This is a genomic window from Pseudomonas chlororaphis, assembly GCA_001023535.1.
In the GTDB taxonomy this organism is placed as follows: domain Bacteria; phylum Pseudomonadota; class Gammaproteobacteria; order Pseudomonadales; family Pseudomonadaceae; genus Aquipseudomonas; species Aquipseudomonas chlororaphis_E.
The window spans coordinates 656286-680221 of the sequence record CP011020.1 but is presented as its reverse complement, the minus strand read 5'-3'; the positions used below and the strand labels follow the sequence as shown (position 1 = coordinate 680221).

At 61.6% G+C, this 23936-nt stretch carries 22 protein-coding genes; 6 read left to right on the top strand and 16 right to left on the bottom strand.

All coding sequences use genetic code 11. The features are described 5' to 3' along the window. Positions 1-8: 8 nt before the first annotated feature. The 7 genes from VM99_02875 to VM99_02845 all read right to left on the bottom strand — a co-directional run bounded on the left by VM99_02875 (position 9) and on the right by VM99_02845 (position 5702). Positions 9-224 carry a transporter gene (locus tag VM99_02875; protein ID AKJ97039.1) on the bottom strand — a complete coding sequence of 72 codons (216 nt, stop codon included), beginning with the start codon at positions 222-224 and terminating at the stop codon, positions 9-11. Between the two features lie 105 nt (positions 225-329). Beyond that, positions 330-1136: an aliphatic sulfonates transport ATP-binding subunit gene (ssuB, locus tag VM99_02870; GenBank protein ID AKJ97038.1), complete on the bottom strand. Its 807-nt coding sequence runs from the start codon at positions 1134-1136 to the stop codon at positions 330-332. Then, positions 1133-1915 (bottom strand): alkanesulfonate transporter permease subunit, encoded by a 783-nt coding sequence (gene ssuC, locus VM99_02865; GenBank protein ID AKJ97037.1) that lies wholly within the window; start codon positions 1913-1915, stop codon positions 1133-1135. Before ssuC ends, ssuB begins: the two co-directional genes overlap by 4 nt. A gap of 7 nt (positions 1916-1922) precedes the next feature. Continuing rightward, positions 1923-3071, bottom strand: a complete 1149-nt coding sequence (locus VM99_02860) for an alkanesulfonate monooxygenase (protein AKJ97036.1) — start codon at positions 3069-3071, stop codon at positions 1923-1925. A 25-nt stretch (positions 3072-3096) separates the two neighbouring features. After that, positions 3097-4062 carry an ABC transporter substrate-binding protein gene (locus VM99_02855; GenBank protein ID AKJ97035.1) on the bottom strand — a complete coding sequence of 322 codons (966 nt, stop codon included), beginning with the start codon at positions 4060-4062 and terminating at the stop codon, positions 3097-3099. 91 nt (positions 4063-4153) lie between these two features. Further along, on the bottom strand, positions 4154-4747 hold the full coding sequence (locus VM99_02850; GenBank protein AKJ97034.1) for an NAD(P)H-dependent FMN reductase: 594 nt from the start codon (positions 4745-4747) through the stop codon (positions 4154-4156). Positions 4748-5063: 316 nt separating this feature from the next. Continuing rightward, entirely contained in the window at positions 5064-5702 is a 639-nt protein-coding gene (locus VM99_02845) for a peroxidase (protein AKJ97033.1), read from the bottom strand. A 342-nt stretch (positions 5703-6044) separates the two neighbouring features. On the opposite strand from VM99_02845, the gene VM99_02840 reads away from it, so the two are divergent. Then, positions 6045-6440, top strand: coding sequence for a DNA polymerase subunit beta (locus VM99_02840; protein ID AKJ97032.1), 396 nt, complete (start codon positions 6045-6047; stop codon positions 6438-6440). Beyond that, a complete protein-coding gene (locus tag VM99_02835; GenBank protein AKJ97031.1) occupies positions 6430-6858 on the top strand; it encodes a toxin-antitoxin antitoxin component in 429 nt (142 codons plus the stop codon). The genes VM99_02840 and VM99_02835 overlap by 11 nt, the downstream gene beginning before the upstream one ends. Positions 6859-6968: 110 nt before the next feature. Here the strand turns inward: VM99_02835 and VM99_02830 are convergent, their stop codons facing one another. From VM99_02830 to VM99_02820, 3 genes are all read right to left on the bottom strand, one after another. Further along, positions 6969-8351, bottom strand: a complete 1383-nt coding sequence (locus VM99_02830; protein ID AKJ97030.1) for a porin — start codon at positions 8349-8351, stop codon at positions 6969-6971. A 473-nt stretch (positions 8352-8824) separates the two neighbouring features. After that, positions 8825-10123: an N-acetylglutamate synthase gene (locus VM99_02825; GenBank protein AKJ97029.1), complete on the bottom strand. Its 1299-nt coding sequence runs from the start codon at positions 10121-10123 to the stop codon at positions 8825-8827. Between the two features lie 132 nt (positions 10124-10255). Next, on the bottom strand, positions 10256-11413 hold the full coding sequence (locus VM99_02820) for an acetylornithine deacetylase (GenBank protein ID AKJ97028.1): 1158 nt from the start codon (positions 11411-11413) through the stop codon (positions 10256-10258). A gap of 158 nt (positions 11414-11571) precedes the next feature. On the opposite strand from VM99_02820, the gene VM99_02815 reads away from it, so the two are divergent. Beyond that, on the top strand, positions 11572-12939 hold the full coding sequence (locus VM99_02815; protein AKJ97027.1) for an adenylate cyclase: 1368 nt from the start codon (positions 11572-11574) through the stop codon (positions 12937-12939). A gap of 125 nt (positions 12940-13064) precedes the next feature. On the opposite strand, the gene VM99_02810 is transcribed toward VM99_02815, so the two are convergent. Next, entirely contained in the window at positions 13065-13535 is a 471-nt protein-coding gene (locus VM99_02810) for an AsnC family transcriptional regulator (GenBank protein AKJ97026.1), read from the bottom strand. Positions 13536-13660: 125 nt separating this feature from the next. On the opposite strand from VM99_02810, the gene VM99_02805 reads away from it, so the two are divergent. From VM99_02805 to VM99_02795, 3 genes are all read left to right on the top strand, one after another. After that, positions 13661-13999, top strand: a complete 339-nt coding sequence (locus VM99_02805; protein ID AKJ97025.1) for a hypothetical protein — start codon at positions 13661-13663, stop codon at positions 13997-13999. Between the two features lie 145 nt (positions 14000-14144). Further along, positions 14145-15929: a type II secretion system protein E gene (locus VM99_02800; protein AKJ97024.1), complete on the top strand. Its 1785-nt coding sequence runs from the start codon at positions 14145-14147 to the stop codon at positions 15927-15929. Positions 15930-16017: 88 nt separating this feature from the next. Beyond that, a complete protein-coding gene (locus VM99_02795; GenBank protein AKJ97023.1) occupies positions 16018-16335 on the top strand; it encodes a ribonucleotide reductase in 318 nt (105 codons plus the stop codon). Between the two features lie 1657 nt (positions 16336-17992). On the opposite strand, the gene VM99_02790 is transcribed toward VM99_02795, so the two are convergent. From VM99_02790 to VM99_02770, 5 genes are all read right to left on the bottom strand, one after another. Then, the gene (locus tag VM99_02790; GenBank protein AKJ97022.1) at positions 17993-18379 is read right to left on the bottom strand and encodes a glycine cleavage system protein H; all 387 of its coding nucleotides are present in this window, start codon (positions 18377-18379) and stop codon (positions 17993-17995) included. Between the two features lie 52 nt (positions 18380-18431). Continuing rightward, positions 18432-19514: a glycine cleavage system protein T gene (locus VM99_02785; GenBank protein ID AKJ97021.1), complete on the bottom strand. Its 1083-nt coding sequence runs from the start codon at positions 19512-19514 to the stop codon at positions 18432-18434. 153 nt (positions 19515-19667) lie between these two features. Next, entirely contained in the window at positions 19668-21284 is a 1617-nt protein-coding gene (locus tag VM99_02780; protein ID AKJ97020.1) for an iron ABC transporter permease, read from the bottom strand. Positions 21285-21479: 195 nt separating this feature from the next. After that, on the bottom strand, positions 21480-22484 hold the full coding sequence (locus tag VM99_02775) for an iron ABC transporter substrate-binding protein (protein ID AKJ97019.1): 1005 nt from the start codon (positions 22482-22484) through the stop codon (positions 21480-21482). 175 nt (positions 22485-22659) lie between these two features. Further along, positions 22660-23883: a 2-octaprenyl-3-methyl-6-methoxy-1,4-benzoquinol hydroxylase gene (locus VM99_02770; protein ID AKJ97018.1), complete on the bottom strand. Its 1224-nt coding sequence runs from the start codon at positions 23881-23883 to the stop codon at positions 22660-22662. Positions 23884-23936: the final 53 nt, after the last annotated feature.

The window sequence follows — 23936 nt, the reverse complement described above, 5'->3', positions numbered from 1 at the left end:
CGCACCGCTCACAACTTGGCGATGGACACCTCGGTGGATTTGACGAAGGCGATCACTTCGCTGCCGATTGCCAGCTCCAGCTCTTTCACCGAACGGGTGGTGATGACCGAGGTGACGATGCCGGAGGCCGTTTGCACGTCGATTTCCGAGAGCACGTCGCCTTCGACGATTTCCTTGATGGTGCCTTTGAACTGGTTGCGCACGTTGATGGCTTTGATAGTCATGTTATTTCTCCTGGGGTCGAAATGAGCTGCAAGCTTCGAGCTACAAGCTGCAAGGAAAAGCACGCGCCTCTTCTTGCAGCGTGTCGCTGGCCGCTTGAAGCGGCTTCATTGCGCCCAACGCAACTGCGTGGGCAAGGGTGAAACGGGTTCGGGTTCCGGCGGTTGGCCGGGCAAGGACAGCACACGGTTGAGCACTTCGGTTTCCAGGCTCGCCAGGCGATGAGAGCCGCGAACCCGTGGACGTGGCAGGTCGATGAGCAGGTCGAGGCCGATCTGGCCGTCTTCGATCAGGATGACCCGGTCGGCGATGGCCACCGCTTCGCTGACGTCGTGAGTCACCAGCAACACGGTGAAGCCGTGTGCCTGCCACAGGTTTTCGATCAACTGCTGCATCTCGATACGGGTCAGGGCGTCCAGCGCCCCCAAGGGTTCGTCGAGCAACAGCAAGCGCGGTTGGTGGATCAGCGCCCGGGCCAGGGCCACGCGTTGCTTCTGGCCACCGGACAACGCGGCCGGCCATTCATTGGCACGGTCGGCCAGGCCGACGGCTTCCAACGCCTGCAAGGCTTGCGGCCGCCAGTTGCCCTTGAGCCCAAGACCGACGTTGTCGATGATTTTTTTCCAGGGCAACAAGCGCGCCTCCTGGAACATCAGCCGCGTGTCCTGTTGCACGGCACTCAACGGCGCCGAGCCGGCCAGCAATTGACCCGCGCTGGGTTGGTCGAGGCCGGCCAGCAAGCGCAGCAAAGTACTTTTGCCACAGCCGCTGCGACCGACCACCGCCACGAACTGCCCGGCCGGGATATGCAAGTCGATATCACGCAGCACCGCACGGGTGCCGAAGGTTTTCTGCAACTTGCGCACCGCCAGCGGGATGCCTCGCAGCAGGCGCGGAGGTTGTTGGGCCGTCATGCGACACCTCCCTTGCTCACTTGGTAGGCCGGGTGCCAACGCAACCAGACCCGTTCCAGCCCGCGGGCGGCAAGGTCGGCCAGCTTGCCCAGCACGGCGTACAGAAGAATCGCCAGCACCACAACGTCGGTCTGCAGGAACTCCCGGGCATTCATCGCCAGATAGCCGATGCCGGAACTGGCCGAGATGGTTTCCGCCACGATCAGCGTCAACCACATGAAACCGAGTGCAAACCGCACCCCCACCAGGATCGACGGCAAGGCACCTGGCAGGATCACCTGGCGAAACAGGCTGAAGCCGGACAAGCCATAGCTGCGGGACATCTCCACCAGGGCCGGATCGACATTACGGATGCCGTGATAGGTGTTGAGGTAGATGGGAAACAGCGTGCCCAGCGCCACCAGGAAAATCTTCGCCGACTCGTCGATGCCGAACCACAGGATCACCAGGGGAATCAACGCCAGGTGCGGGACGTTGCGGACCATCTGCACCGAGCTGTCCAACAGGCGCTCGCCCCATTTCGACAGGCCAGTGATAAAGCCCAGGATCAGGCCGATACCGCCGCCGATGGCGAAGCCGACCGCCGCCCGCCAGCCGCTGATGGCCAGGTGCGTCCAGATCTCGCCGCTGCGCACCAGGTTTACCCCGGCCTCGATGACCGCCACCGGGGCCGGCAGGATCCGCGTGGACAGCCAGCCCGCCGACACTGCCAGTTGCCACACCGCCAGCAACAGCAGCGGCACCGCCCAGGGCGCCAGGTTGTGGATAAGTTTTTTCATGGCCGCCTCAGCTCTGTGCGGCGGCTTTGGGGAGAATGTCATTGGCGACCATTTCCCCGAACGGGCTCACGTAGCCCTGGCTCTTGGGCAGTTCCGGGCGCTCCACGTCCAGATGCGGGAACAACAGTTCCGCCACGCGATAGGACTCTTCCAGGTGTGGATAACCCGAGAAGATGAACGTATCGATCCCCAGGTCGGCGTATTCCTTGACCCGCGCGGCGACAGTCGGGCCATCGCCCACCAGTGCCGTGCCGGCACCACCGCGAACCAGGCCGACACCGGCCCAGAGGTTGGGGCTCACTTCCAGTTTGTCGCGCCGACCACCGTGCAGGGCGGCCATGCGTTGCTGGCCCACCGAGTCGAAGCGCGCCAGGGAGGCCTGGGCGCGGGCGATGGTGTCGTCGTCCAGGTGGGAGATCAACCGGTTGGCGGCCTGCCAGGCCTCGGCATTGGTTTCGCGCACGATCACGTGCAAGCGGATGCCGAAGCGCACGGTGCGGCCCAGCTTGGCAGCCTTGGCCCGGACCTGTTCGATTTTCTGGGCAACGGCCTCCGGTGGTTCGCCCCAGGTCAGCACCATTTCCACCTGTTCGGCGGCGAGGTCCTGGGCCGCTTCGGAAGAGCCGCCGAAATACAAAGGCGGACGCGGTTGCTGGATCGGCGGGTAGAGCAACTTGGCGCCCTTGACGCTGATGTGCTCGCCGTCGTAATCCACGGTCTCGCCTTCCAGGACCCGACGCCAGATGCGAGTGAACTCCACCGACGCCTGGTAGCGCGCCTCGTGGTCGAGGAACAGGCCGTCGCCGGCCAGTTCGTCCGGGTCGCCACCCGTCACCAGGTTGAACAACGCGCGCCCGCCGGACAACCGGTCCAGGGTTGCGGCCTGCCGCGCCGCCACCGTCGGGGAAATGATCCCGGGGCGCAGGGCAACGAGGAACTTCAGGCGCTGAGTCACGGGAATCAACGAGGCCGCCACCAGCCAGGAGTCTTCGCAGGAGCGTCCGGTGGGAATCAGCACGCCACCGAAACCCAGCCGGTCCGCAGCCTGGGCGATCTGTTGCAGGTAGCCGTGATCGACGGCGCGGGCGCCTTCGGCGGTGCCAAGGTAATGGCCATCGCCGTGGGTGGGCAGGAACCAGAAAATATTGAGGCTCATGGAGTGGTCTCCTAAGGGGGTCGGATTACTGCGCGTTCGCGACGGCCGCCGGTGGCGTCCAGATCACGTCCTTGATGCTCAAGGGCTTGGGTATCAGCTTGAGTTGGTAGAAGCTGTCGGCGATTTTCTGCTGGGCTGCCACCACGTCGGGTGTGAGGAACGAGGCACCGAACCCCTGGCGTTTCATCGAGGTCAGGGTGATCGGCTCAGGCAGGCCGAGCAGTGGCGACACCTGTTTGGTCACGTCTTCGGGATTGGCCTTGGACCACTCCCCCACGGCACGCACTTCGTCCACCAGGGCGGTGATGACCTGGGGATGCTGCTGCGCATAGGGCTTGGTGGCGAGGTAGAACTGATGGTTGTCGACGATGCCCTGGCCGTCGCGCAGGGTCCGTGCCTGCAACTGTTGCTCGGCGGCGGCCTGGTACGGATCCCAGATCACCCAGGCGTCGACACTGCCGCGTTCGAATGCGGCACGGGCGTCGGCCGGTGGCAGGAAAACGGTCTGGATGTCGGTGTATTTCAGACCTGCATCTTCCAACGCCCGCACCAGCAGGTAGTGGACATTGGAACCTTTGTTCAGCGCGACTTTCTTGCCCTTGAGGTCTTGCACCGACTGGATGGGCGACCCCTTGGGCACCAGGATCGCTTCGCTGGTGGGCGCAGGCGGTTCATACGCCACGTAGAGCAAGTCGGCGCCAGCGGCCTGGGCGAACACCGGCGGGGTTTCGCCGGTCACGCCGAAATCGATGGAGCCGACGTTCAGGCCTTCAAGCAGTTGCGGGCCGCCGGGAAACTCGGTCCATTGCACATCCACGCCTTGGGCGGCCAGGCGTTTTTCCAAGGTGCCCTTGGCCTTGAGCAGCACCAGGGTGCCGTACTTCTGATAACCGATCCGCAAGGTCTCGGCTTGAGCCTGGGTAATAGCGCCGAAGGACACAGCCGCAGCAAACAGAGCGACCAGCCCGCGACGCAAAATGACAGTGCGCATGGCGCCTCTCCTTTTTGCTGTGGGGGTGTGGCTGCACCTGCTTGGCCGTTGGCGGCTGAGTAAGGTGAGTTGAAACTGGGTTTACACGGGGTCAAATGCTCCAGCGAGCACTCAACAGGCGTTCATTCAAGACGTGTGGGTCCAGCGGCCTGGGCCGCCGCGCCATGGCACTGAAAAACTGCTCCAGGGCTTCGTTCAAGCGTTGTTGCAGGGCCGGTGCCAATTGCGCCTGGGCAGTGCCTTCGCCATAGGCGATCTGGCTGTCTTCGGCAAAGATCCCCTGGAGCATTTCCTGGGCCTTGAGGGCCGACAACACCGGCTTGAGGGCGTAGTCCACCGCCAGCATGTGGGCGATGCTGCCTCCGGTGGCCATGGGCAGCACGACCTTGTGGCTCAGCGCTCGCTCCGGCAGTAAGTCCAGCAGCGTCTTCAGCGCGCCGGAAAAAGACGCCTTGTACACGGGCGTCGCGATCAACAGGCCGTCGGCGTTGTCGATCTGCTGGAGCAGGTCGACCACCTTGGGGCTGTCGAAACGGGCATGGAGCAAGTCTTCAGCCGGAAAATCACGCACCTGATAACTGACCACTTCCACACCTTGCTGCTGCAACCAACGTTGCGAGCGTTCCAGCAACACCCCGGAGCGTGAGCGCTGGCTGGGGCTGCCACCGAGTGAGACGACCAACATGCCTGCCATTCCTTAACTGTCACGTGCGATTCGCGGTGGGCGATCTCGCTGCATGAGGCAAACCATAACAGGGGATTCATATATCTTTAAATCATATTTATTCATTTGGTTATTCTTTATATGAATATGAAAGCGACGCTCCTCCAGGCATAAAAAAGGCCGTCGAAACGGCCAAAACCCTTTGGTGCACGGCGTTTCACTGTGGGAGCGGGCTTGCTCGCGAAGGCCATAGGTCAGGTTAAGAAATGTCGCCTGATACACCGCCTTCGCGAGCAAGCCCGCTCCCACAAAGAGACATTGGCGCCTGCCTGCTTATTTAACGATTGGGCTGCGGGGTAAGGCGCAGGTACGGCTTCACCGCGCGGTAGCCCTTGGGGAAACGCTGCTTGAGTTCTTCTTCGTCCTTGAGCGACGGGACGATCACCACTTCATCGCCATCCTGCCAGTTGGCCGGCGTGGCGACCTTGTAGTTGTCGGTCAGTTGCAGGGAATCGATCACCCGCAGGATCTCGTTGAAATTGCGCCCGGTGCTGGCCGGGTAGGTGATGGTCAGGCGAATCTTCTTGTTCGGGTCAATCACGAACAGTGAGCGCACGGTCAAGGTGTCGCTGGCGTTGGGGTGGATCAGGTCGTACAGGTCGGAGACCTTGCGATCGGCGTCGGCCAGGATCGGGAAGTTGACCACGGTATTCTGGGTTTCGTTGATGTCTTCGATCCACTTGTGATGCGAATCCACCGGGTCCACCGACAGGGCAATGGCCTTGACGCCCCGCTGGGCAAACTCATCCTTGAGCTTGGCGGTCAGGCCCAGCTCGGTGGTGCACACCGGCGTGAAGTCCGCCGGATGAGAAAACAGCACGCCCCAGCTGTCACCGAGCCACTCGTGGAAGCGGATCTTGCCGGCGCTGGAGTCCTGTTCGAAATCGGGGGCAATGTCGCCCAGTCTGAGGCTCATGGTAAAGCTCCTGGATGAGATTCTTGTGGAGCCTGACTGTGCCTCGGTTTGGACCGTTTTAAAAAGAATGAATATTGCTTTGGCTAGACTTTTTAAGAATATAAAAAACTGTTCACTGGCACCCACCCACCTATGGGTCCACCATCCTCGACGAGGTTTCGAGAAGGCCTCGAGTTGCTGTAAAGAGGAGAAGTTTCGAGAAGGGCTACAGGGGTGGGCCTGACCCGAAACGCAAAAGCCCCGTTCGGCGCAGGCCGGGCGGGTTTTTTTTGTCGGCCCTGTTTGCCATCCGGGCGAGTAAACACTGTCCCCATGCCAGGATGAGCGGCTAGGATAGGCGGCATGAACACTCAAGCCTTGCTGACTCACCTGCAACATCATCTGCCGGACTTACTGGCGGTGTACCTGTTCGGCAGCCACGCGCAGGGGACCGCCGGGCCTGACAGCGACGTCGACATGGCGGTGCTCCTGGCCGGCCAGGCGGACCCGGTACTGCTATGGCAGCTTTCGGGAGACCTGGCCGATATCGCTGGAAGTCCGGTGGATCTGATTGATCTACGTGGGGCCACGACGGTGATGCAGTACCAGATCGTGACCCGAGGTCGCCGATTGTGGGCCAAAGACGTACAGGCGGGCTTGTTCGAGAGTTTTATTCTCAGCGAGAAAACGGCCTTCGACGCGGCTCGCGCAGGCCTGCTCGAGGATATTCACAAGGAAGGCACCGTGTATGGTCGATGACGTCCTGATCAATAAAGCGGCGAGTATCGAACGCTGTGTGGCCAGAGTGCGGGAGGAATATGACAAGGACCCTGCCACCTTCGCCACGGATTTCACTCGCCAGGACTCAGCCATCCTGAATATCCAGCGTGCCTGTGAAGCGGCGCTGGACATGGGGCAGCATTTGATTCGCCGTGAGCGACTGGGTGTCCCGCAAAGTGCCCGGGACGTGTTCGAGTTGCTTTTTCAAGGTGGCTGGGTGGCGGAAGGCCTGGTGAAAAGCATGAAGAACATGGTGGGTTTCAGGAACATCGCCGTACATGATTACCAGGCCCTGCAACTGCCGATCATGATCGCGATCATCACCCGGCACCTGGACGACTTTCTGGCATTCAGTGCGTTCATTCTGCGCAAAGATGCAACCCGGCCCGCACCATAAGCAACTCGACGCATCAGGACAGAAAGTCTCCCGTCACGATGACCCGAAACGCAAAAGCCCCGTCCGGCGCATGCCGGGCGGGGCTTTTTTTCGTCACGCGAACGCGTGGCTTACAGCAGCGGCAGCGAGTAGCTGACGATCAGGCGGTTTTCATCCTGGTCGCGCTGACCTGGGATGTCGTTGCGCCAGGTGGCGTTTTTCCACATGACGCCAACGTTTTTCAGCGGACCTTCCGGTACGACGTAGCCGACGGTGATGTCACGTTCCCACTCGGAACGGCCAGTGGCCGACAGGTTGGTCTGTGCCACGCCTACACGGCCGGTGGTATCGATGTTATCGCCACGCAGGTAGATAACGCCGGCTGTCAGGCCAGGTACGCCAAGCTTGGCGAAGTCATAGGAGTAGCGACCCTGCCAGGTGCGTTCGCCGGCACGGGCGAACTTGGCGATTTGCATGTCGGTGGTCAGGTAGGCCGACGAGCCATCACCCTGGTTCAGCCAAGGGAAGTCGCTGTCGCCATTGCTGACCTGGTAGCCACCACCGAAGGTGTGTCCACCCACGGTGTACAGGAACAGGCCGCTGTACAGGTTGTTATCGACTTTGCCGCGGGTAATGCCGGTACCGTAGTCACCCGTGGTGTAGTAAGCCGAATCATGGCCATTGGCGCCGTCATCGGTGCTGTGGAAGTAACGCAGATCGGATTTCAGGACGCCTGGGCCGATTGCCCAGCTGTGAACCAGACCCAGGAAGTGCTGCTTGTAGAAGTCTTCCAGGTTGCCGTAGTAGTACTGGGCGGTCAGGTCCTTGGTGATCTTGTAGTCACCACCACCGTAGATGAACTTGTTGCTGTCACGGCCAGCGGCCGTGTGGGCGTTGGCACCGGCAATGGACAACTCTTCGTTGTTGCTGGAGTTACGTCCCTTGGCGTGCTCGATCTGACCGCCGACCAGCGTCAGGTCCTTGATCTCGCCGGAAGTGATCTGGCCACCTTGGAAGGTTTGTGGCAGCAGACGACCGTCGTTGGTCACGATCACTGGCAGTTTTGGCTGCAGGGTGCCCAATTTCAGTTCAGTCTGGGAGATCTTGGCCTTGGCAGTCAGGCCCAGGCTGGAGTAGTTGTCGACAGCCTTGCCGTTGGACTCGCTTGGGAAGACCGTACCGCCGTAGGAGGTTGCAGTGGCGCCGTTGGAACCGCCGCCCGAATCCAGCTTGATGCCCAGCAGGCCAATGGCATCCAGACCAAAGCCTACGGTGCCTTGGGTGTAGCCGGAGATGAAGCGCAGGTCAAAACCCTGGCCCCATTCTTCGCTCTTGCTTTGAACGCCGTTAGCCTTGTTGCGAGGGGCGTTGGCGTCGGAGTCACGGTTGTCCGTGTTGATGTAGAAGTTACGCAGACCCAAGGTAGCCTTGCTGTCTTCGATAAAACCGGCGGCGCCTGCCTGCTGCGCCAGAACCCCAACGGCCACAGCCAGGGCCAAGGTGGACTTGTTCATGCTTCGCTCCTCTCGTTTTCTAATTCTTGTGTTTCTTTGGGTGCCGGATCGAATGCCCGGAATCCGCAGATGCGCGATTAGCGCCAGACCGTGACTGACAAGTCAATCGTAACCATTTGTGATTACGACCATGGTCTAACCCCGCTACACCGGCGCGCAGAATAATGGATTCTGGATAACTCCAAAAAGAATTGTTTCCACAGTTTTCAGATTATTTTGAAATATAGATGCCATCAAAACTTCGTCAAACTGAGATACGGCGTATCGGCCAGTCGACGGATTACTGAATGGTCTTTTTCTGCACCTTTTCAGGGCAGTGATCGCTCTGCCACAAGCTCCGCCTGCCTGGGAAATTTTCACGGCCAGGCGCGAAGCACGGCCTCAGGCTGCAATCTTGATGGCTTTCCTTAAGACAGTTCCTTGTCTGAAGTCAAAAAGCCTGCAGCCTGACGCACGGCACCAGAGGTTGCGCCCTACAGGGATTTCTCGAAGATTTTCGAGTTGCGCTGGTAGTTGTAGAGCGAGGCCCGCGCGGCCGGCAGGCGTTCGACGCTGCTGGGTTCGAAACCGCGCTCGCGGAACCAGTGGGCGGTCCGGGTGGTGAGCACGAACAGGGTCTTGAGCCCTTGGGCACGGGCGCGGGTCTCGATCCGCTCCAGCAGTTCATCACCCCGGCCACCGTGGCGGTATTCCGGGTTCACCGCCAGGCAGGCCAGCTCCCCGGCGTCCGAATCGGCGATCTGGTACAACGCCGCGCAGGCGATGATCATCCCTTCGCGCTCGACCACGCTGAACTGTTCGATCTCACGCTCCAGCACTTCGCGGGAGCGACGGACCAGGATCCCTTGTTCTTCCAACGGGCTGATCAGGTCCAGCAAGCCGCCGACGTCTTCGATGGCCGCTTCGCGAACCACTTCGAACTGCTCCTGGGCCACCAGGGTCCCGCTGCCGTCGCGGGTGAACAGTTCGGCCAGCAGCGCACCGTCCTCGGCGTAGCTGACGATATGGCTGCGTGCCACGCCGCCACGGCAGGCCTGGGCGGCGGCATCCAGCAATTCGGCCTGGTAGTCGCTGCCCAGGCGCTGCATGTGGGCCGGCACCTGTTGGGGGCGCAACTCGCGCACCAGCCGACCGTCCTCGCCGATCAGCCCCTGCTCGGCGCCGAACAGCAACAGCTTGTCGGCCGCCAGGTCGATGGCGGCCCGGGTGGCGACGTCTTCACAGGCGAGGTTGAAGATTTCCCCGGTGGGTGAATACCCCAGCGGCGACAGCAGTACGATGGAGCGCTCGTCCAGCAGGCGGTTGATGCCTTTGCGATCGACCCGACGCACTTCGCCGGTGTGGTGGTAATCCACGCCTTCCAGCACGCCGATGGGCCGTGCGGTGACCAGGTTGCCGCTGGCGACCCGCAACCGCGAGCCCTGCATGGGCGAGGACGCCATGTCCATGGACAGGCGTGCCTCGATGGCGATGCGCAGCTGGCCCACGGCGTCGATCACGCATTCCAGGGTCGCGGCATCGGTGATGCGCATGCCGTGATGGTAGTGCGGCGTCAGGCCTCGCGCGGCCAGACGGGTCTCGATCTGCGGACGCGAGCCATGGACCAGCACCAGGCGCACGCCCAGGCTGTGCAGGAGCACGAGGTCATGGACGATATTGCCGAAGTTGGGGTGCTCCACCCCGTCGCCGGGCAGCATGACGATGAAGGTGCAATCACGGTGGGCATTGATATAGGGCGAAGCGTGACGAAGCCAATTAACGTATTCGGGCATGAACCTGGGCCTGTAATAAATAGCAGCCGAAAAAAGACCAAACTGAACGCACAGCGGGCTGGTGGTTATCGTCGGAACAGGCTTGGCGACACGCGCGCTCTCCTCATGAATACGGGCCCGGACAGGGGCAATTTAGCCGGCGGTGGCCGGCGTCAGGCAGTAATGGCCGATCAGCTGCCGCAGCAGTTGTACGGTAGGTTGCAAACGTGACATTTCAAGGTACTCGCCCGGTTGGTGGGCACAGGCGATATCTCCGGGGCCCAGGACCAGGGTTTCGCAGCCAAGGCGCTGAAGATAAGGCGCTTCGGTGCCGAACGCTACTGCTTCGGCACGATGACCAGTGAGTCGCTCGGCCACACGCACCAGTTCGGCCTCTTCGGCCTGTTCGAACGGCGGCACCTCGGGGAACAGCGGCGCATAGTCGATCTTGACCTTGTGTCGCTCGGCAATGGGGTCGAGCTTCTGCTGGATCGCCGCCCGCAGCACTTGCGGGTCCATGCCTGGCAAGGGCCTCAGGTCGAACTCCATGGAACACTGGCCGCAGATCCGGTTGGGGTTGTCGCCGCCATGGATGCAACCGAAGTTCAGGGTCGGCTGGGGCACGGTGAATTGCGGGTTGCGGTATTCGCGCTGCCATTGCAGGCGCAGGCCGCGCAATTCGCCCATGGCGTCGTGCATCGCTTCGAGGGCGCTGTGGCCCAGGCTCGGGTCGGAAGAATGGCCACTGCGCCCGAGGATATCGATGCGCTCCATCATCACGCCCTTGTGCAGGCGGATCGGCCGCAGGCCGGTCGGCTCGCCGATGACGGCCGCGCGCCCCAATGGACACCCGGCCTCGGCGAGGGCGCGGGCACCGGCCATCGAGCTTTCTTCGTCGCAGGTGGCGAGGATCAGCAGCGGCTGCTTGAACGGCTGGTCCAGCAGCGGCTTGACCGCTTCGATGACCAGGGCGAAGAAGCCCTTCATGTCGCAACTGCCCAGGCCCACCCAACGACCATCGACCTCGGTCAGTTTCAGTGGGTCGGTCTGCCACAGCGCACCGTCGAACGGCACCGTGTCACTGTGCCCGGCCAGCACCAGGCCACCGGGGCCACTGCCAAAACTGGCCAGCAGGTTGAACTTGCCAGGGCTGACCTGCTGGATGTCACAGCAGAACCCGAGGTCGCCGAGCCAGCCCGCCAGCAGTTCGATGACCGCGCTGTTGGACTGGTCCAGTCCGGGCTGGGTACAACTGACTGACGGCGCGGCGATCAGGGCAGCGAACTGATCTTTCATGGACGGCAAAGGCATCGCTGGCTCCGGCTTGCAAATTGACGTTCATCATAGAACCATCCGGCGCAAGGAAGAAACCGTCGCGGCGCGTAGGACGGATGAGTCCTGTACACTGCACGACCTTGGCAGCCAGACACCTTCCCCGGCTGCACACCCGATCCCTGGATTTTCCGGCCATGCAGAAAGAAACCGAAATCAAACTCCGCGTCAGCCGCGAGACCCTGGCAGCCCTGCGCGAGCACCCGCTGCTGAAAAAACGCAACAAGCATGGCTGGGAACGCCATGAACTGATGAACCAGTACTTCGACACGCCCGAGCGCGATCTCGCCAAGGCCAAGGTCGCGCTGCGCCTGCGTCGCGACGGCGAAGAGGTGATCCAGACCCTCAAGACCCGCGGCCAGAGCATCGCCGGCCTGTCCGAACGCAATGAATACGACTGGCACCTGCCCAAGGCCAAGCTCGACGTGAAGAAACTCGACGGCGAATGCTGGCCCGCGTCCCTGGCTGACCTGGACAAGAAAACCCTCAAGGCCATCTTCACCACCGATTTCGTGCGTGAGCGGGCCGAGATTGCCTGGGGTCGTGGCAAGGGCAAAGTGGTCATCGAGGCCGCACTGGACCTGGGTCATGTCGTGGTCGGCAAGCAGAAGGAAGAAATCTGCGAGCTGGAGCTGGAGCTGCGCGAAGGCGAGCCCGCCGCCTTGCTGGAACTGGCAGCCGAGCTGGCCGCCACGCTGCCCTTGATGCCTTGCGACATCAGCAAGGCCGAGCGCGGCTATCGCCTGCACGACGCGGCCAGCTATGCCCTGAGCCTGCCGGCCCCGCAACTGAGCGCCGAAATGCCGCTGGACGACGCCTTCGCCGCGCTGGGCTGGCACCTACTGGGCAGCAGCCAGCGCCTGGCCGAGCAATACCGTTTCAATGGCCACTGGCGCCTGCTGCAGGACTGGGTGGAAACCCTCGCCGAGATGCGCGCCCTGCTCAGCAGCCTCGGCCAGGCCGCCCCTCGTCAATCGACCCACGACTTGCGCATTGCCCTGGACGCGCTGCTGGAAGACTGGCGCCCACTGGTCCAGGCCGGCCTGGACGACGAAGACGTGCGCAAGGCCGCGCCGGAGCAGTTCCTCGACGAGCTGCAAGACCCGCGCTGGGGCCTGTTCTCCCTGAACACGTCACGCTGGTTGCTGGCCCGCAGTTGGACCGCCGAGCGCAACACCCGCGGCAATCGCCAAGGCGCCGCGCAACTGGGCAGCTGGTTGCCACGCCTGCTGGGCGAAGAGTCCACGTCCCTGCAACTGCAGCGCTACCAGCAGCAACCCGAAGACCTGGCCGAGCAACTGCCGCGGATCGAACGCATCCAGGCCTGGCTGCACCACGCCCGCCATGTGCTGGACATCCCGGAGATGGACCGGCTCTACGGCGAGCTGAACAAACTGGCGCAACTGGCCAACCAACCGATCACCGACGAAGCCCTGGACATGCGCAAGCAGCAGGCGATCGCGGTGTATCAGAACCGGGCCTGGAAGACTTTGCTGCGCCTGTGACGCCGCCATCGCGAGCAAGCTCGCTCCCACAGGGGTTCAGCGTGGTAACCACATCTAGTGGCCGCTGAAGATCAACCGTGGGAGCGAGCTTGCTCGCGATGAGGCCAGCACATCCTCCACAGAACTCAGCGCAGCACTGGCAAACTCGTCGTGGACTTGATCTCCGAAAGCGCGACGATCGAGTTCACTTCCTGGATTCCCGGCACCATCGATAGCTTTTCGAAGAAGAATCGCTCATACGCCTCGATGTCAGCCGTGACGATACGCAGCAGGAAATCCACCGCCCCCATCAATACGTAGCATTCCAGGACCTCGGGAAAGCCGCGGATCGCCTCGGTGAACTCGGTGAAGTTCGAACGTCCGTGGGCGTTGAGTTTGACTTCGGCGAAGATCTGCGTGTTAAGCCCGATCTTCTTGCGATCGAGCAGGGTCACCTGGCGGCGGATGATGCCCTCCTCCTTCATCCGCTGGATCCGTCGCCAGCACGGCGACTGCGACAACCCTACCTGCTCGGCCACCTGGGCACTGGACAGCGAAGCATCCTCCTGGAGCAGCGCCAGTATGCGGCGGTCGTAACTGTCCAGCTCACTGTGCATAAATAAACCCGCTATTTATAATTTCTAGAATTAAACCATTCGATCCGGCGTTTAATCGGGTCATCTTAGATAAGAAATACCCGTCAGTGCATGTAAATATTTCTCCCGCCCTCAAGGAGATCCACATGCCATTACTCGAAGCCATCGCCCCCCTACCCAGCCGCGTCGACGCCTGGCACACCGCCAACCCCCATTGCCGCGTGCACTACCAACTGCTAGGCGAAGCCGAACCGGACCTGTTGTGCCGGGCGCTCAACTTGTTTGCCTTGCAGGGCCTGACGCCGCAACAGGTGCGCATGGAGCGCCACGACGACCTGCTGTCGATGGACATCGTCGTGGAGGGGCTGAGCTGGCACCGTGCCCAAGTCCTCGCGGAAAAATTACGAAACCTGATCAGTGTGTGCTCGGTGGATTTACAAGAGGCTGATATTTCGCGGGTTCAGCCGGTCCAGGCCGCCGGTTGAGCCGCCCCAGGGCAAGACTTCGTAACGCATTGGTCGGGTAGTGGCCCAACGGTCCATGGCGTCAGGACTATTCTCTTGCACATCGAGCGAAGACGCCGAGGCGTCTGTATCGCTGCTTTGCTGCAATTGTCCAATAGGAACCCGCATGTCCACCAAACACGCCACTCAGGACCGCTGGCTGGACCTCAACGATCTGCTACGCCAACTGGTCGCCCAGGGCCTCATCAGCCAGGACTGCGCCGAGACCGCGCTGAACGCCCGCCGACGCCACGGCGCCAACAGCCAGTTGCATCCACTGGAGTTCATCGCCAACCAGCACCTGGACGACCTCAGCCGCCCCGGCAAGCGCCTGGACCTGGAGAGCCTGACCCTGTGGCTGGCCGAGCAGGCCGGCCAGCCGTACCTGCGCATCGACCCGCTGAAAATCAACGTGGCGGCCGTGACGCCCCTGATGTCCTACGCCTTTGCCCAACGCCACAAGATCCTCGCCGTGGCGGTCGATCGCGAGGCCGTCACCGTGGCCAGCGCCCAGCCCTACGTCAGCAGTTGGGAAGCCGACCTGACCCACGTGCTCAAGCTGCCGGTGCAGCGGGTGGTCGCCAACCCGGTGGACATCCAGCGCCTGAGCGTGGAGTTCTATCGCCTGGCCAAGTCGGTCAGCGGCGCCGCCACCCACGATCAGCAGCCGAGCAACCTGACCAATTTCGAACAACTGCTCAACCTGGGTGCCAGCGACCAGGAACCGGACGCCAACGATGCCCATATCGTCAACATCGTCGACTGGCTGTTCCAGTACGCCTTCCAGCAGCGGGCCAGCGATATCCACATCGAACCGCGCCGCGAACAAGGCACCGTGCGGTTTCGCATCGACGGGGTGCTGCACACCGTCTATCAATTCCCTCCGCAGGTGACGATGGCGATCATCAGCCGCCTGAAGAACCTGGGGCGGATGAATGTCGCCGAGAAGCGCAAGCCCCAGGACGGCCGGGTCAAGACCAAGACGCCGGATGGCGGCGAAGTGGAACTGCGCCTGTCGACACTGCCGACGGCGTTCGGCGAAAAAATGGTCATGCGGATCTTCGACCCGGAAGTGTTGCTCAAGGACTTCGACCAGCTCGGCTTCTCCGCCGACGACTTGCGCCGCTGGCAGGACATGACCCGCCAGCCCAACGGCATCATCCTGGTGACCGGACCCACCGGCTCCGGCAAGACCACCACCCTCTACACCACCCTGAAGAAACTGGCGACGCCAGAGGTGAACCTCTGCACCATCGAGGACCCGATCGAAATGGTCGAGGGCTCCTTCAACCAGATGCAAGTCCAGCACAACATCGACCTGACGTTCGCGGCCGGGGTGCGGGCGCTGATGCGGCAGGACCCGGACATCATCATGATCGGTGAGATCCGCGACCTGGAGACCGCCGAAATGGCGATCCAGGCGGCGCTGACCGGGCACCTGGTGCTCTCGACCCTGCACACCAACGATGCGCCGAGCGCCATCAGCCGCCTGCTGGAGTTGGGCGTGCCCCATTACCTGATCAAGGCTACGGTGCTCGGCATCATGGCCCAACGCCTGGTGCGCACCCTGTGCCCTCAATGCAAGGCACCCTTGACCCTGGATGAAGACGATTGGCAAACCCTGACACGCCCCTGGCAGGCACCATTGCCGGGCAATGCCCACCGGGCCGTCGGCTGCCTGGAGTGCCGTGACACCGGTTACCGGGGTCGTGCCGGGGTCTACGAGATCATGCAACTGACCGACAGCGTCAGGGCGCTGATTCATCCGGACACCGACCTGCTGGCGGTACGCCGCCAGGCGTTCAAGGAAGGCATGCGCAGCCTGCGACTGTCCGGCGCGCAAAAAGTCGCGGCCGGGCTGACCACGGTCGAAGAGGTATTGCGGGTAACGCCGCAAAGCGAACAGCGATGAAGCGGACGACGCCTGACCGGGCGGTCATGGAACTGAATCGAGGCGCTGGTAATCCAAAGTCATAGTTAACCCAGTGGAGTCACCTATCATGCGTCTCAAACTTGCTGTCGCCACCCTGGCCTTGCTGTCTCTCCCTGTTGGCTCGGCAATGGCCGACACGTTTTGGCGTAACGTCATCTCGTCCGGTGCGACCACCGGTTCGACCTACCTGACCTTCAAGGATCACAAGCTGATCGTCGCCGCCCAGGACGACGCCGGCAGCTTCGTCGCCAGTGACGGCGGTATCCGTGGCCCTTACCTGGAAGCCGCGATGCAGAAAGTCCGTGCCGACAACCCAGGCCTGCAAGCCACCGACATGGAACTGGCCAACGCGATCCTGGCGAAAAACGCCGTCGCCCAGGACTGATACCTGGCCAATAAAAAATGCCGCTCGATCGAGCGGCATTTTCAGACCTCGTTGAATACTGGAAAACAGAATAAAAGAAGCGGTGACGACACCGGTTGAAGACCGATCTCTATCGTAGAAAAAATGTTAGCCCCGGCAGAGCCGCCAGCATAATTCTTGCCACCTCCACTTCTCCTGGATATAAAATTTAATAATAACTCCGTATCTTGTAACTCTTGGAAGACACTTTTACCCCTAGACTCCTCAACTTGTATTTAGCGAGAGTATTTACTTTAGACGAAGGCACATAATGCCCAGAATCGTTTGTAATCTGGTACCCGCCTCCGGCTCTCGTGATCACCCCAGCACCAACAACATCGTATTCTTTGTGTGGTTTTCTGTTTTCTACCCAGCGTGCCAGCGCGGCGTGCTTTGGTTCCCATACCGTGTCTTTATTGCGACTGCGATAAGACAGCAAAAAAAGTCTATTTTTCTGAGTAAGAATAAATTTATGATCCATTCCATAATACTGATTTAATGGATTATTGCTTATAACTCCCAAGTCCGCCCTGCTCTTAACTGAAGTTATTTTTGCGGCACCGTCATTCAGGCCGACATCTAAAACCACATCCTCAAGGACATCTGACACATCATCACCAAGCATGTTTTTCAACGGCTTAATTGTCGCAGAACGCAACTTTCCAGCCAACTTATAATAAGCACGGGAACTTTTACTGGCCAGATACCTAAATGGATTAACCAAGCCAGATACCGAGAAGTGCCCATTAGGATCTACTCTATTAACAGGATCATTCGAACAGTATGCATAGGGGTTTAGGCCACCTCTGTCAAAAGGACTGAAGGCATCAGGACTATTGAATCGCATCAGTACCGGATTAAATGCCCGATAACCGCCCCCTAATAGATAATGCCCAGTGACAGGGTCAGGACGCTCTCCATTGAATCCGAGTAGACTCTGTAACCCGCCGCCCATCGGACGATGACCATAAGGACTATATGCCTGCGGATGTTGGAAGACAGTGTTGATAACGCTCAGCACCGATGTTTGAAGGTCAGTCGCTAGTAGGTTGACCTTCCTGCCCTGTTGTATCTCTGCCAAAGGCATTGCGTTGCACTCAAAGAAAAGCGCCTTAGACTCTCCTTGTATCTCGGTCGCGATGCGCGAGCCACTGTAAAAGCGCTGAACGGAGTGAGCACTCACCAGACGATCCAGCGGATCGTAGAGATAGAGATTTTCGTTGACTTTTCGTAACGTGTCCATGTGTCGACCTCTGAATATTGAGCATCGACACATGAGTATCCGCTGATTATTGGCCTTGCATAGCTAACAAATCTGATAGGTTTTCTTTGTTCACCTTTCAGATAAGCTTTCCCATACTTGATTAGCCGAGCAACTACTATACCAATGACTGGCAGTGATGAGCACAGATGGCAGATGGCAGATGGCAGATGGCAGATGGCAGATGGCAGATGGCTAAGAGACTGTTGATCTTTTGAATTATCCACGTCCTTACCGGTGGTTCGTGAAAAACCATTTCTCTGCTTGATAACGCGGAAGGCTGTACCCAGCGAACCTGTTCGCGGAGGCGGCGGATCAGTCACATCGGGTGATTGATAAACCGCATTCGCGAGCAAGCCCGCTCCCACAGGTTCTGCGTTACTCGCCGATGGCGGCCTTGTAGCCCGCGGCATCCAGCAGTTTGGCCAGGTCGGCCTGGGCGTTGGAAGGCTTGAGCTTGAAGATCCAGGCGCCGTAGGGATCGGAGTTCAACAGCTCGGGCGAACCGCCCAGTTCATCGTTGACGGCAATCACTTCGCCAGCAATTGGCGAATAGATATCGGAAGCCGCCTTGACCGACTCCACCACACCCGCTTGAGCGCCCGCTTCAAACACATTGCCCACTTCGGTCAGCTCGACGAATACCACGTCACCCAAGGCTTCCTGGGCGTGGTCGGAGATGCCGACGGTAACGGTGCCGTCGGCCTCCAGGCGTGCCCACTCATGGCTTTCGGCAAAACGCAGTTCGGCAGGGATATCGCTCATATTCTGTGTCCTCAAGAGAAAGTGTCAGCGGCCGGCGGCCTGCCGCATACAGTTAGATCAGGGTTTTGCCATGGCGGACGAAGGTCGGCTTGACCACTCGTACCGGGTACCACTTGCCACGAATTTCTACCTCGGCCCGGTCGGCGGTGGCCATCGGCACGCGTGCCAGGGCGATCGACTTGCTAAGCGTAGGAGAAAAACTACCACTGGTGATCTCCCCTTCGCCAACATTGGCGATGCGAACCACCTGATGGGCGCGCAAGACACCCCGCTCCTCCAGCACCAGCCCAACCAGTTTGTGCTGCACGCCGGCCGCGAGTTCGGCCTCCAGCGCGCTGCGGCCGATGAATTGGCGGCTCGCCGGTTCCCAAGCAATGCTCCAGGCCATGTTCGAGGCCAGCGGTGAAACGTCCTGGTGAATGTCCTGGCCGTAGAGGTTCATGCCGGCCTCCAGGCGCAACGTGTCGCGAGCGCCAAGACCAATGGGGGAAATACCGGCACCGACCAGGTCGTTGAAGAAGCTTGGGGCCTCGCGGGCGGGCAGGACGATTTCCAGGCCATCCTCACCGGTATAGCCGGTGCGGGCAATGAACCATTCGCCATCGGCACGCCCTTCGAAGGGCTTGAGTTGCTGGATCAACTGGCCACGCGACTGACTGACCAGCTCAGCGATCTTCTGTCGCGCATGGGGGCCTTGGATCGCCAGCATCGCCAACTCGGGGCGCTCGTGCAATTGCACGTCGTAGGCGCCGAGCTGAGCCTGCATCCAGGCGAGATCCTGGTCGCGGGTCGAGGCATTGAAGACCAGCCGGTAACCGTTCTCGACGCGGTAGATGATCATGTCATCGACGATACCGCCGCGCTCATTGAGCATGCTGCTGTACAAGGCACGTCCTGTGTCCTGCAAGCGATCGACGTCGTTGGCCAGCAAACGCTGCAGCCAGGCCTTGGCCTGGGGACCGGCGACATCGATCACGGTCATGTGGGATACATCGAACACCCCGCAGTCACGTCGCACCTGATGGTGTTCCTCGACCTGCGAGCCATAATGCAAGGGCATATCCCAACCGCCAAAATCGACCATCTTCGCGCCGAGGGCGAGATGAAGGTCATACAGAGGCGTACGCTGTCCCATGGGTTTCTCCTTCCGGGCTTGGCGAAGGTGCGGACGGATACTGCACAGCGCACACCTGGAAAAAAGGCGCGTCAGCCGTTCTCAGTTACCCGGTCCGACAGACGGACCGCACCGAATGCCGCGCATTGTAGCCGCATGATGTAGGACTGGCACCTAGCCAATTCGATGGGCCGAGCGCCGGATCAATCCGATGACCGGCAACAACCCGACCAGCACCAGGGTCAGCGCTGGCAGCGCGGCCCGAGCCCATTCGCCTTCGCTGGTCATTTCGAAGATCCGTACCGCCAGCGTGTCCCAGCCGAACGGGCGCATCAGCAGGGTCGCGGGCATTTCCTTGAGCACGTCGACGAACACCAGCAGCGCCGCGCTGAGCGTGCCGGGCACCAGCAGCGGCAGATACACTTTGAAAAACAGTCGCGGCCCACTGACACCAAGGCTGCGTGCGGCCTCAGGCAGTGACGGGCGAATTCGCGCCAGGCTGCTTTCCAGCGGGCCGTAGGCCACGGCCAGGAAGCGCACCAGATACGCCAGCAACAACGCCGACAGGCTGCCCAGCAACAAGGGTTTGCCCGCGCCACCGAGCCAGTTCGACAGTGGGATGACCCACGCACGGTCCAGGTAGCTGAACGCAAGCATGATCGACACGGCCAGCACTGAGCCAGGCAAGGCATAGCCCAGGTTGGCCACGGCAACCGCGGCGCGAATCGGCCGGGTCGGCGCCAGCCGCCGGGCGAACGCCAGCAGCAAGGCCACGGCAACGGTGACCAGCGCGGCCAGCCCGCCCAGGTAGAGGGTGTGGGCGATCAGCCCGGCGTAGCGTTCATCCAGGTCGAAGCGCCCGCGCTGCCAGAACCACACCAGCAACTGCAGCACCGGGATGACAAACGCACAGGCGAACACCAGCAAGCACCAGCCGCTGGCCGCCACGGCCTTGAAGCCGCGCAACGGGTACAGGGCCTTGCTCCGCGGCCTCTCGTTGCTGGCACGATGGGCGCCACGGGCCCGGCGCTCGCCGTAGAGCACCAGCATCACCACCAGCAACAGCAGGCTCGCCAGTTGAGCGGCACTGGACAGGCTGAAGAAACCGTACCAGGTCTTGTAGATGGCAGTGGTGAACGTGTCGAAGTTGAACACCGACACCGCGCCGAAGTCGGCCAGGGTCTCCATCAACGCCAAGGCCACGCCGGCCCCGATGGCCGGCCGCGCCATCGGCAGCGCCACCCGCCAGAACGCTTGCCACGGCGATTGCCCGAGCACCCGCGCCGCTTCCATCAATCCCTTGCCCTGGGCCAGGAACGCACTTCGCGCCAGCAGGTAGACATACGGATAGAACACCAGGACCAGCACCAGAATCACCCCACCGGTGGAACGCACCCTGGGCAAGCGCAGGCCGCTGCCGAACCATTCGCGCATCAGCGTCTGCACCGGGCCGGCGAAATCCAGCAGGCCCACGAAGACGAATGCCAGCACGTAGGCCGGAATCGCGAACGGTAGCATCAATGCCCAGTCGAGCCAGCGCCTGCCGGGGAACTCACACAAGCTGGTGAGCCAGGCGAGGCTGACGCCCAGCACCGTCACCCCGACGCCCACCCCCAGGATCAACGTGAGGGTATTGCCCAGCAGCCGGGGCATCTGGGTGTCCCACAAATGGGACCAGATCTGCGGGTCGATGCTTTGCCAGGACAGCACTAGCACGCTCAAGGGCAGCAGGACCAACGCGGCGATGGCGAAGACCAGGGGATACCAGCGGCGTTGGACGGGGTGGGTCAAGGAAGGCTCTCGTTCAAGTGATGCATCGGCAGGCACACATGCTGTGTAGCATGTGGCGAGGGAGCTTGCTCCCGCTTGAGTGCGCAGCGCTCACACAAAGGGCCGCTACGCAGCCCAGCGGGAGCAAGCTCCCTCGCCACGGGCCAATCCCAGGAACGAGCCCCCCTGCATGCCCAGGGGGCCGTTACCGTTCGGTCAGTTCCAGCCAGCCCGATCCATCATGCGAATCGCCTCGGCCTGGCGCTTACCGGCCACTTCCACCGGCAGGGTGTCGGCCTTGAACGTGCCCCAGGCCGCGACTTCCTTGGACGGCTCGACTTTCGGGTTGGCCGGAAACTCCTGGTTCACATCGGCAAAGATGCTTTGCGCTTCTGGCGTGGTCATCCATTCCACCAGTTGCTTGGCGGCCTCAGGGTGCGGTGCATGCCGGGTCAAGCCGATGCCCGAGAGGTTGATGTGCACACCGCGGTCGGCCTGGTTCGGCCAGAACAGCTTCACCTTCAGGTCCGGTTTCTGCTGGTGCAGACGGCCATAGTAGTAGGTATTGACGATCCCCACGTCGCACTGCCCGGCGTTGATAGCCTCAAGCAGCGCAGTGTCGTCGGAGAACACGTCGGTGGACAGGTTGCGAACCCAGCCCTTGAGGATTTCCTCGGTTTTTTCCGCGCCGTGGGTTTCGATCAGCGTGGCGGTCAGGGACTGGTTGTAGACCTTCTTGGAGGTTCGCAGGCACAGCCGACCCTCCCACTGCTCGCCCGCCAGGGCCTCATAGGTGCTCAATTCAGCGGGTTTGACCCGGTCGGTGGAATAGACGATGGTTCGCGCCCGCAGGCTCAAGCCGGTCCAGGCGTGGGAGGACGCACAGTATTGAGGTGGGATGTTGGCATCGATCACCGGGGAGGTGAACGGTTGCAGAATGCCCATCTGCTCGGCCTGCCAGAGGTTGCCGGCGTCGACGGTGAGCAGCAGGTCGGCGGTGGCGTTCTCGCCCTCGGCCTTGATCCGCTGCATCAACGGCGCTTCCTTGTCGGTGATGAACTTCACCGATACGCCGGTCTTCTTGGTATAGGCATCGAAGACAGGCTTGATCAGCTCATCGATACGCGAGGAGTAGACCACCACCTCATCGGCAGCCTGGGCGGCGGTGGTGCCTGCCAGGGTCAGGGCGAGGGCGGACAGCAGGCGCTTGGATGCCGACATGGGAGCAGTCTCTCGATGATGAAGTGCGCAAATGATAAGGACTCACATTTGGCATCTCAATCGAACAGTGGGCGGAGACATTTCCAAATGTTGCGCAGATGGATTCCCAGGGCGACTGTCCCGGCCCTATCGCGAGCACGCTCGCGATAGGAGCATAAGCTCCAACCCACATTTTTCAGGCCTTGGCCAGATCCGGCAAATCGCCAATCAGCCCCAGCGCCTCACGCACGAACAACGCCTTGGCTTCGGGCAGGCGGTCCACCAGCTTCAGGCCGGTGTTACGCAACCAGCGCACCGGCAACGGGTCGGCCTGGAACAGTCGCTCGAAGCCCTCCATGGCCGCCATCAACGCCAGGTTGTGAGGCATGCGGCGGCGCTCGAAGCGGCTCAGCACCTTCACGTCCGCCAGGCGCTCGCCCCGGCCCGCCGCCTGGAGCAGCACCTCGGCCAATACCGCGGCGTCGAGGAAACCGAGGTTCACGCCTTGTCCGGCCAATGGGTGAATGGTGTGGGCCGCATCGCCGATCAGCGCCAGCCCTTCGGCCACGTAGCGCTTGGCATGGCGCTGGCGCAGCGGCACGCACAGGCGCGGGTCGGCGCTCAGCACCGCGCCCAGTTGGCCTTCGAAAGCCCGCTCCAGTTCGCTGCAGAACGCACCGTCATCCAGCGCCATCAAGCGCTGCGCTTCGCCAGGGGTGGTGGACCAGACGATCGAGCACCAGTCGTGCTGGCCGTCACGCTCCAGAGGCAGGAACGCCAGCGGGCCGTTGTCGGTGAAGCGCTGCCAGGCCGTCAGGCGATGCGGCCGGGCACTGCGCACGCTGGTCACGATGGCATGGTGCAGGTAATCCCATTCACGCGTCGCGACGCCCGTCAGGCGCCGCACAGCCGAATTCGCGCCATCGGCAGCGATCACCAATGGCGCCCGCAAGCTGCGACCGTCCGCCAGGGTCAGCAACCAGTCATCGCCGGAGCGGCGCATCTGTTCGAGCCGAGCGTTGGCCAAAAGGCCGAGGTCGCAGTCATGCAGGCGTTCCAGCAAGGCATCCTGCACCACTCGGTTTTCAACGATGTGCCCCAGGACGTCGGCATGCAGGCTTTCGGCTGAAAAGTGGATCTGCCCGGTGCCGCTGCCGTCCCAGACATGCATGTCGGTATACGGACTGGCGCGCCGGGCAGTGATGCCCTCCCACACGCCCAGGCGTTCGAGGATCCGCTGGCTGGCCGCCGACAGGGCACTGACCCGCGGCTCGAACGCGGCCTGGGGGTCGTAGGGCTTGACGCTCAGCGGACTGCCATCGAGCAGCAACACTTGCAAGCCACTGCCCTGTAACGCCAGCGCCAGGGCGCTGCCGACCATACCCGCACCGACAATCAGCAGATCTGCACGCAATTCCATGCTTTAAGCCTGTTTAGCGGGCGACACGCGCCGCCCATGAAAAGAATGTCCCA

Bases quoted from the DNA above. Each gene is read 5' to 3' on its own strand.
- VM99_02850 (AKJ97034.1), bottom strand. From the start codon at position 4,747: ATGTTGGTCGTCTCACTCGGTGGCAGCCCCAGCCAGCGCTCACGCTCC.
- VM99_02830 (AKJ97030.1), bottom strand. From the start codon at position 8,351: ATGAACAAGTCCACCTTGGCCCTGGCTGTGGCCGTTGGGGTTCTGGCG.
- ssuC (AKJ97037.1), bottom strand. From the start codon at position 1,915: ATGAAAAAACTTATCCACAACCTGGCGCCCTGGGCGGTGCCGCTGCTG.
- VM99_02840 (AKJ97032.1), top strand. From the start codon at position 6,045: ATGAACACTCAAGCCTTGCTGACTCACCTGCAACATCATCTGCCGGAC.
- VM99_02815 (AKJ97027.1), top strand. From the start codon at position 11,572: ATGCAGAAAGAAACCGAAATCAAACTCCGCGTCAGCCGCGAGACCCTG.
- VM99_02795 (AKJ97023.1), top strand. From the start codon at position 16,018: ATGCGTCTCAAACTTGCTGTCGCCACCCTGGCCTTGCTGTCTCTCCCT.
- VM99_02810 (AKJ97026.1), bottom strand. From the start codon at position 13,535: ATGCACAGTGAGCTGGACAGTTACGACCGCCGCATACTGGCGCTGCTC.
- VM99_02800 (AKJ97024.1), top strand. From the start codon at position 14,145: ATGTCCACCAAACACGCCACTCAGGACCGCTGGCTGGACCTCAACGAT.
- VM99_02835 (AKJ97031.1), top strand. From the start codon at position 6,430: ATGGTCGATGACGTCCTGATCAATAAAGCGGCGAGTATCGAACGCTGT.
- VM99_02855 (AKJ97035.1), bottom strand. From the start codon at position 4,062: ATGCGCACTGTCATTTTGCGTCGCGGGCTGGTCGCTCTGTTTGCTGCG.
- VM99_02820 (AKJ97028.1), bottom strand. From the start codon at position 11,413: ATGCCTTTGCCGTCCATGAAAGATCAGTTCGCTGCCCTGATCGCCGCG.
- VM99_02845 (AKJ97033.1), bottom strand. From the start codon at position 5,702: ATGAGCCTCAGACTGGGCGACATTGCCCCCGATTTCGAACAGGACTCC.
- VM99_02805 (AKJ97025.1), top strand. From the start codon at position 13,661: ATGCCATTACTCGAAGCCATCGCCCCCCTACCCAGCCGCGTCGACGCC.
- VM99_02790 (AKJ97022.1), bottom strand. From the start codon at position 18,379: ATGAGCGATATCCCTGCCGAACTGCGTTTTGCCGAAAGCCATGAGTGG.
- VM99_02860 (AKJ97036.1), bottom strand. From the start codon at position 3,071: ATGAGCCTCAATATTTTCTGGTTCCTGCCCACCCACGGCGATGGCCAT.
- ssuB (AKJ97038.1), bottom strand. From the start codon at position 1,136: ATGACGGCCCAACAACCTCCGCGCCTGCTGCGAGGCATCCCGCTGGCG.
- VM99_02775 (AKJ97019.1), bottom strand. From the start codon at position 22,484: ATGTCGGCATCCAAGCGCCTGCTGTCCGCCCTCGCCCTGACCCTGGCA.
- VM99_02785 (AKJ97021.1), bottom strand. From the start codon at position 19,514: ATGGGACAGCGTACGCCTCTGTATGACCTTCATCTCGCCCTCGGCGCG.
- VM99_02770 (AKJ97018.1), bottom strand. From the start codon at position 23,883: ATGGAATTGCGTGCAGATCTGCTGATTGTCGGTGCGGGTATGGTCGGC.
- VM99_02825 (AKJ97029.1), bottom strand. From the start codon at position 10,123: ATGCCCGAATACGTTAATTGGCTTCGTCACGCTTCGCCCTATATCAAT.
- VM99_02875 (AKJ97039.1), bottom strand. From the start codon at position 224: ATGACTATCAAAGCCATCAACGTGCGCAACCAGTTCAAAGGCACCATC.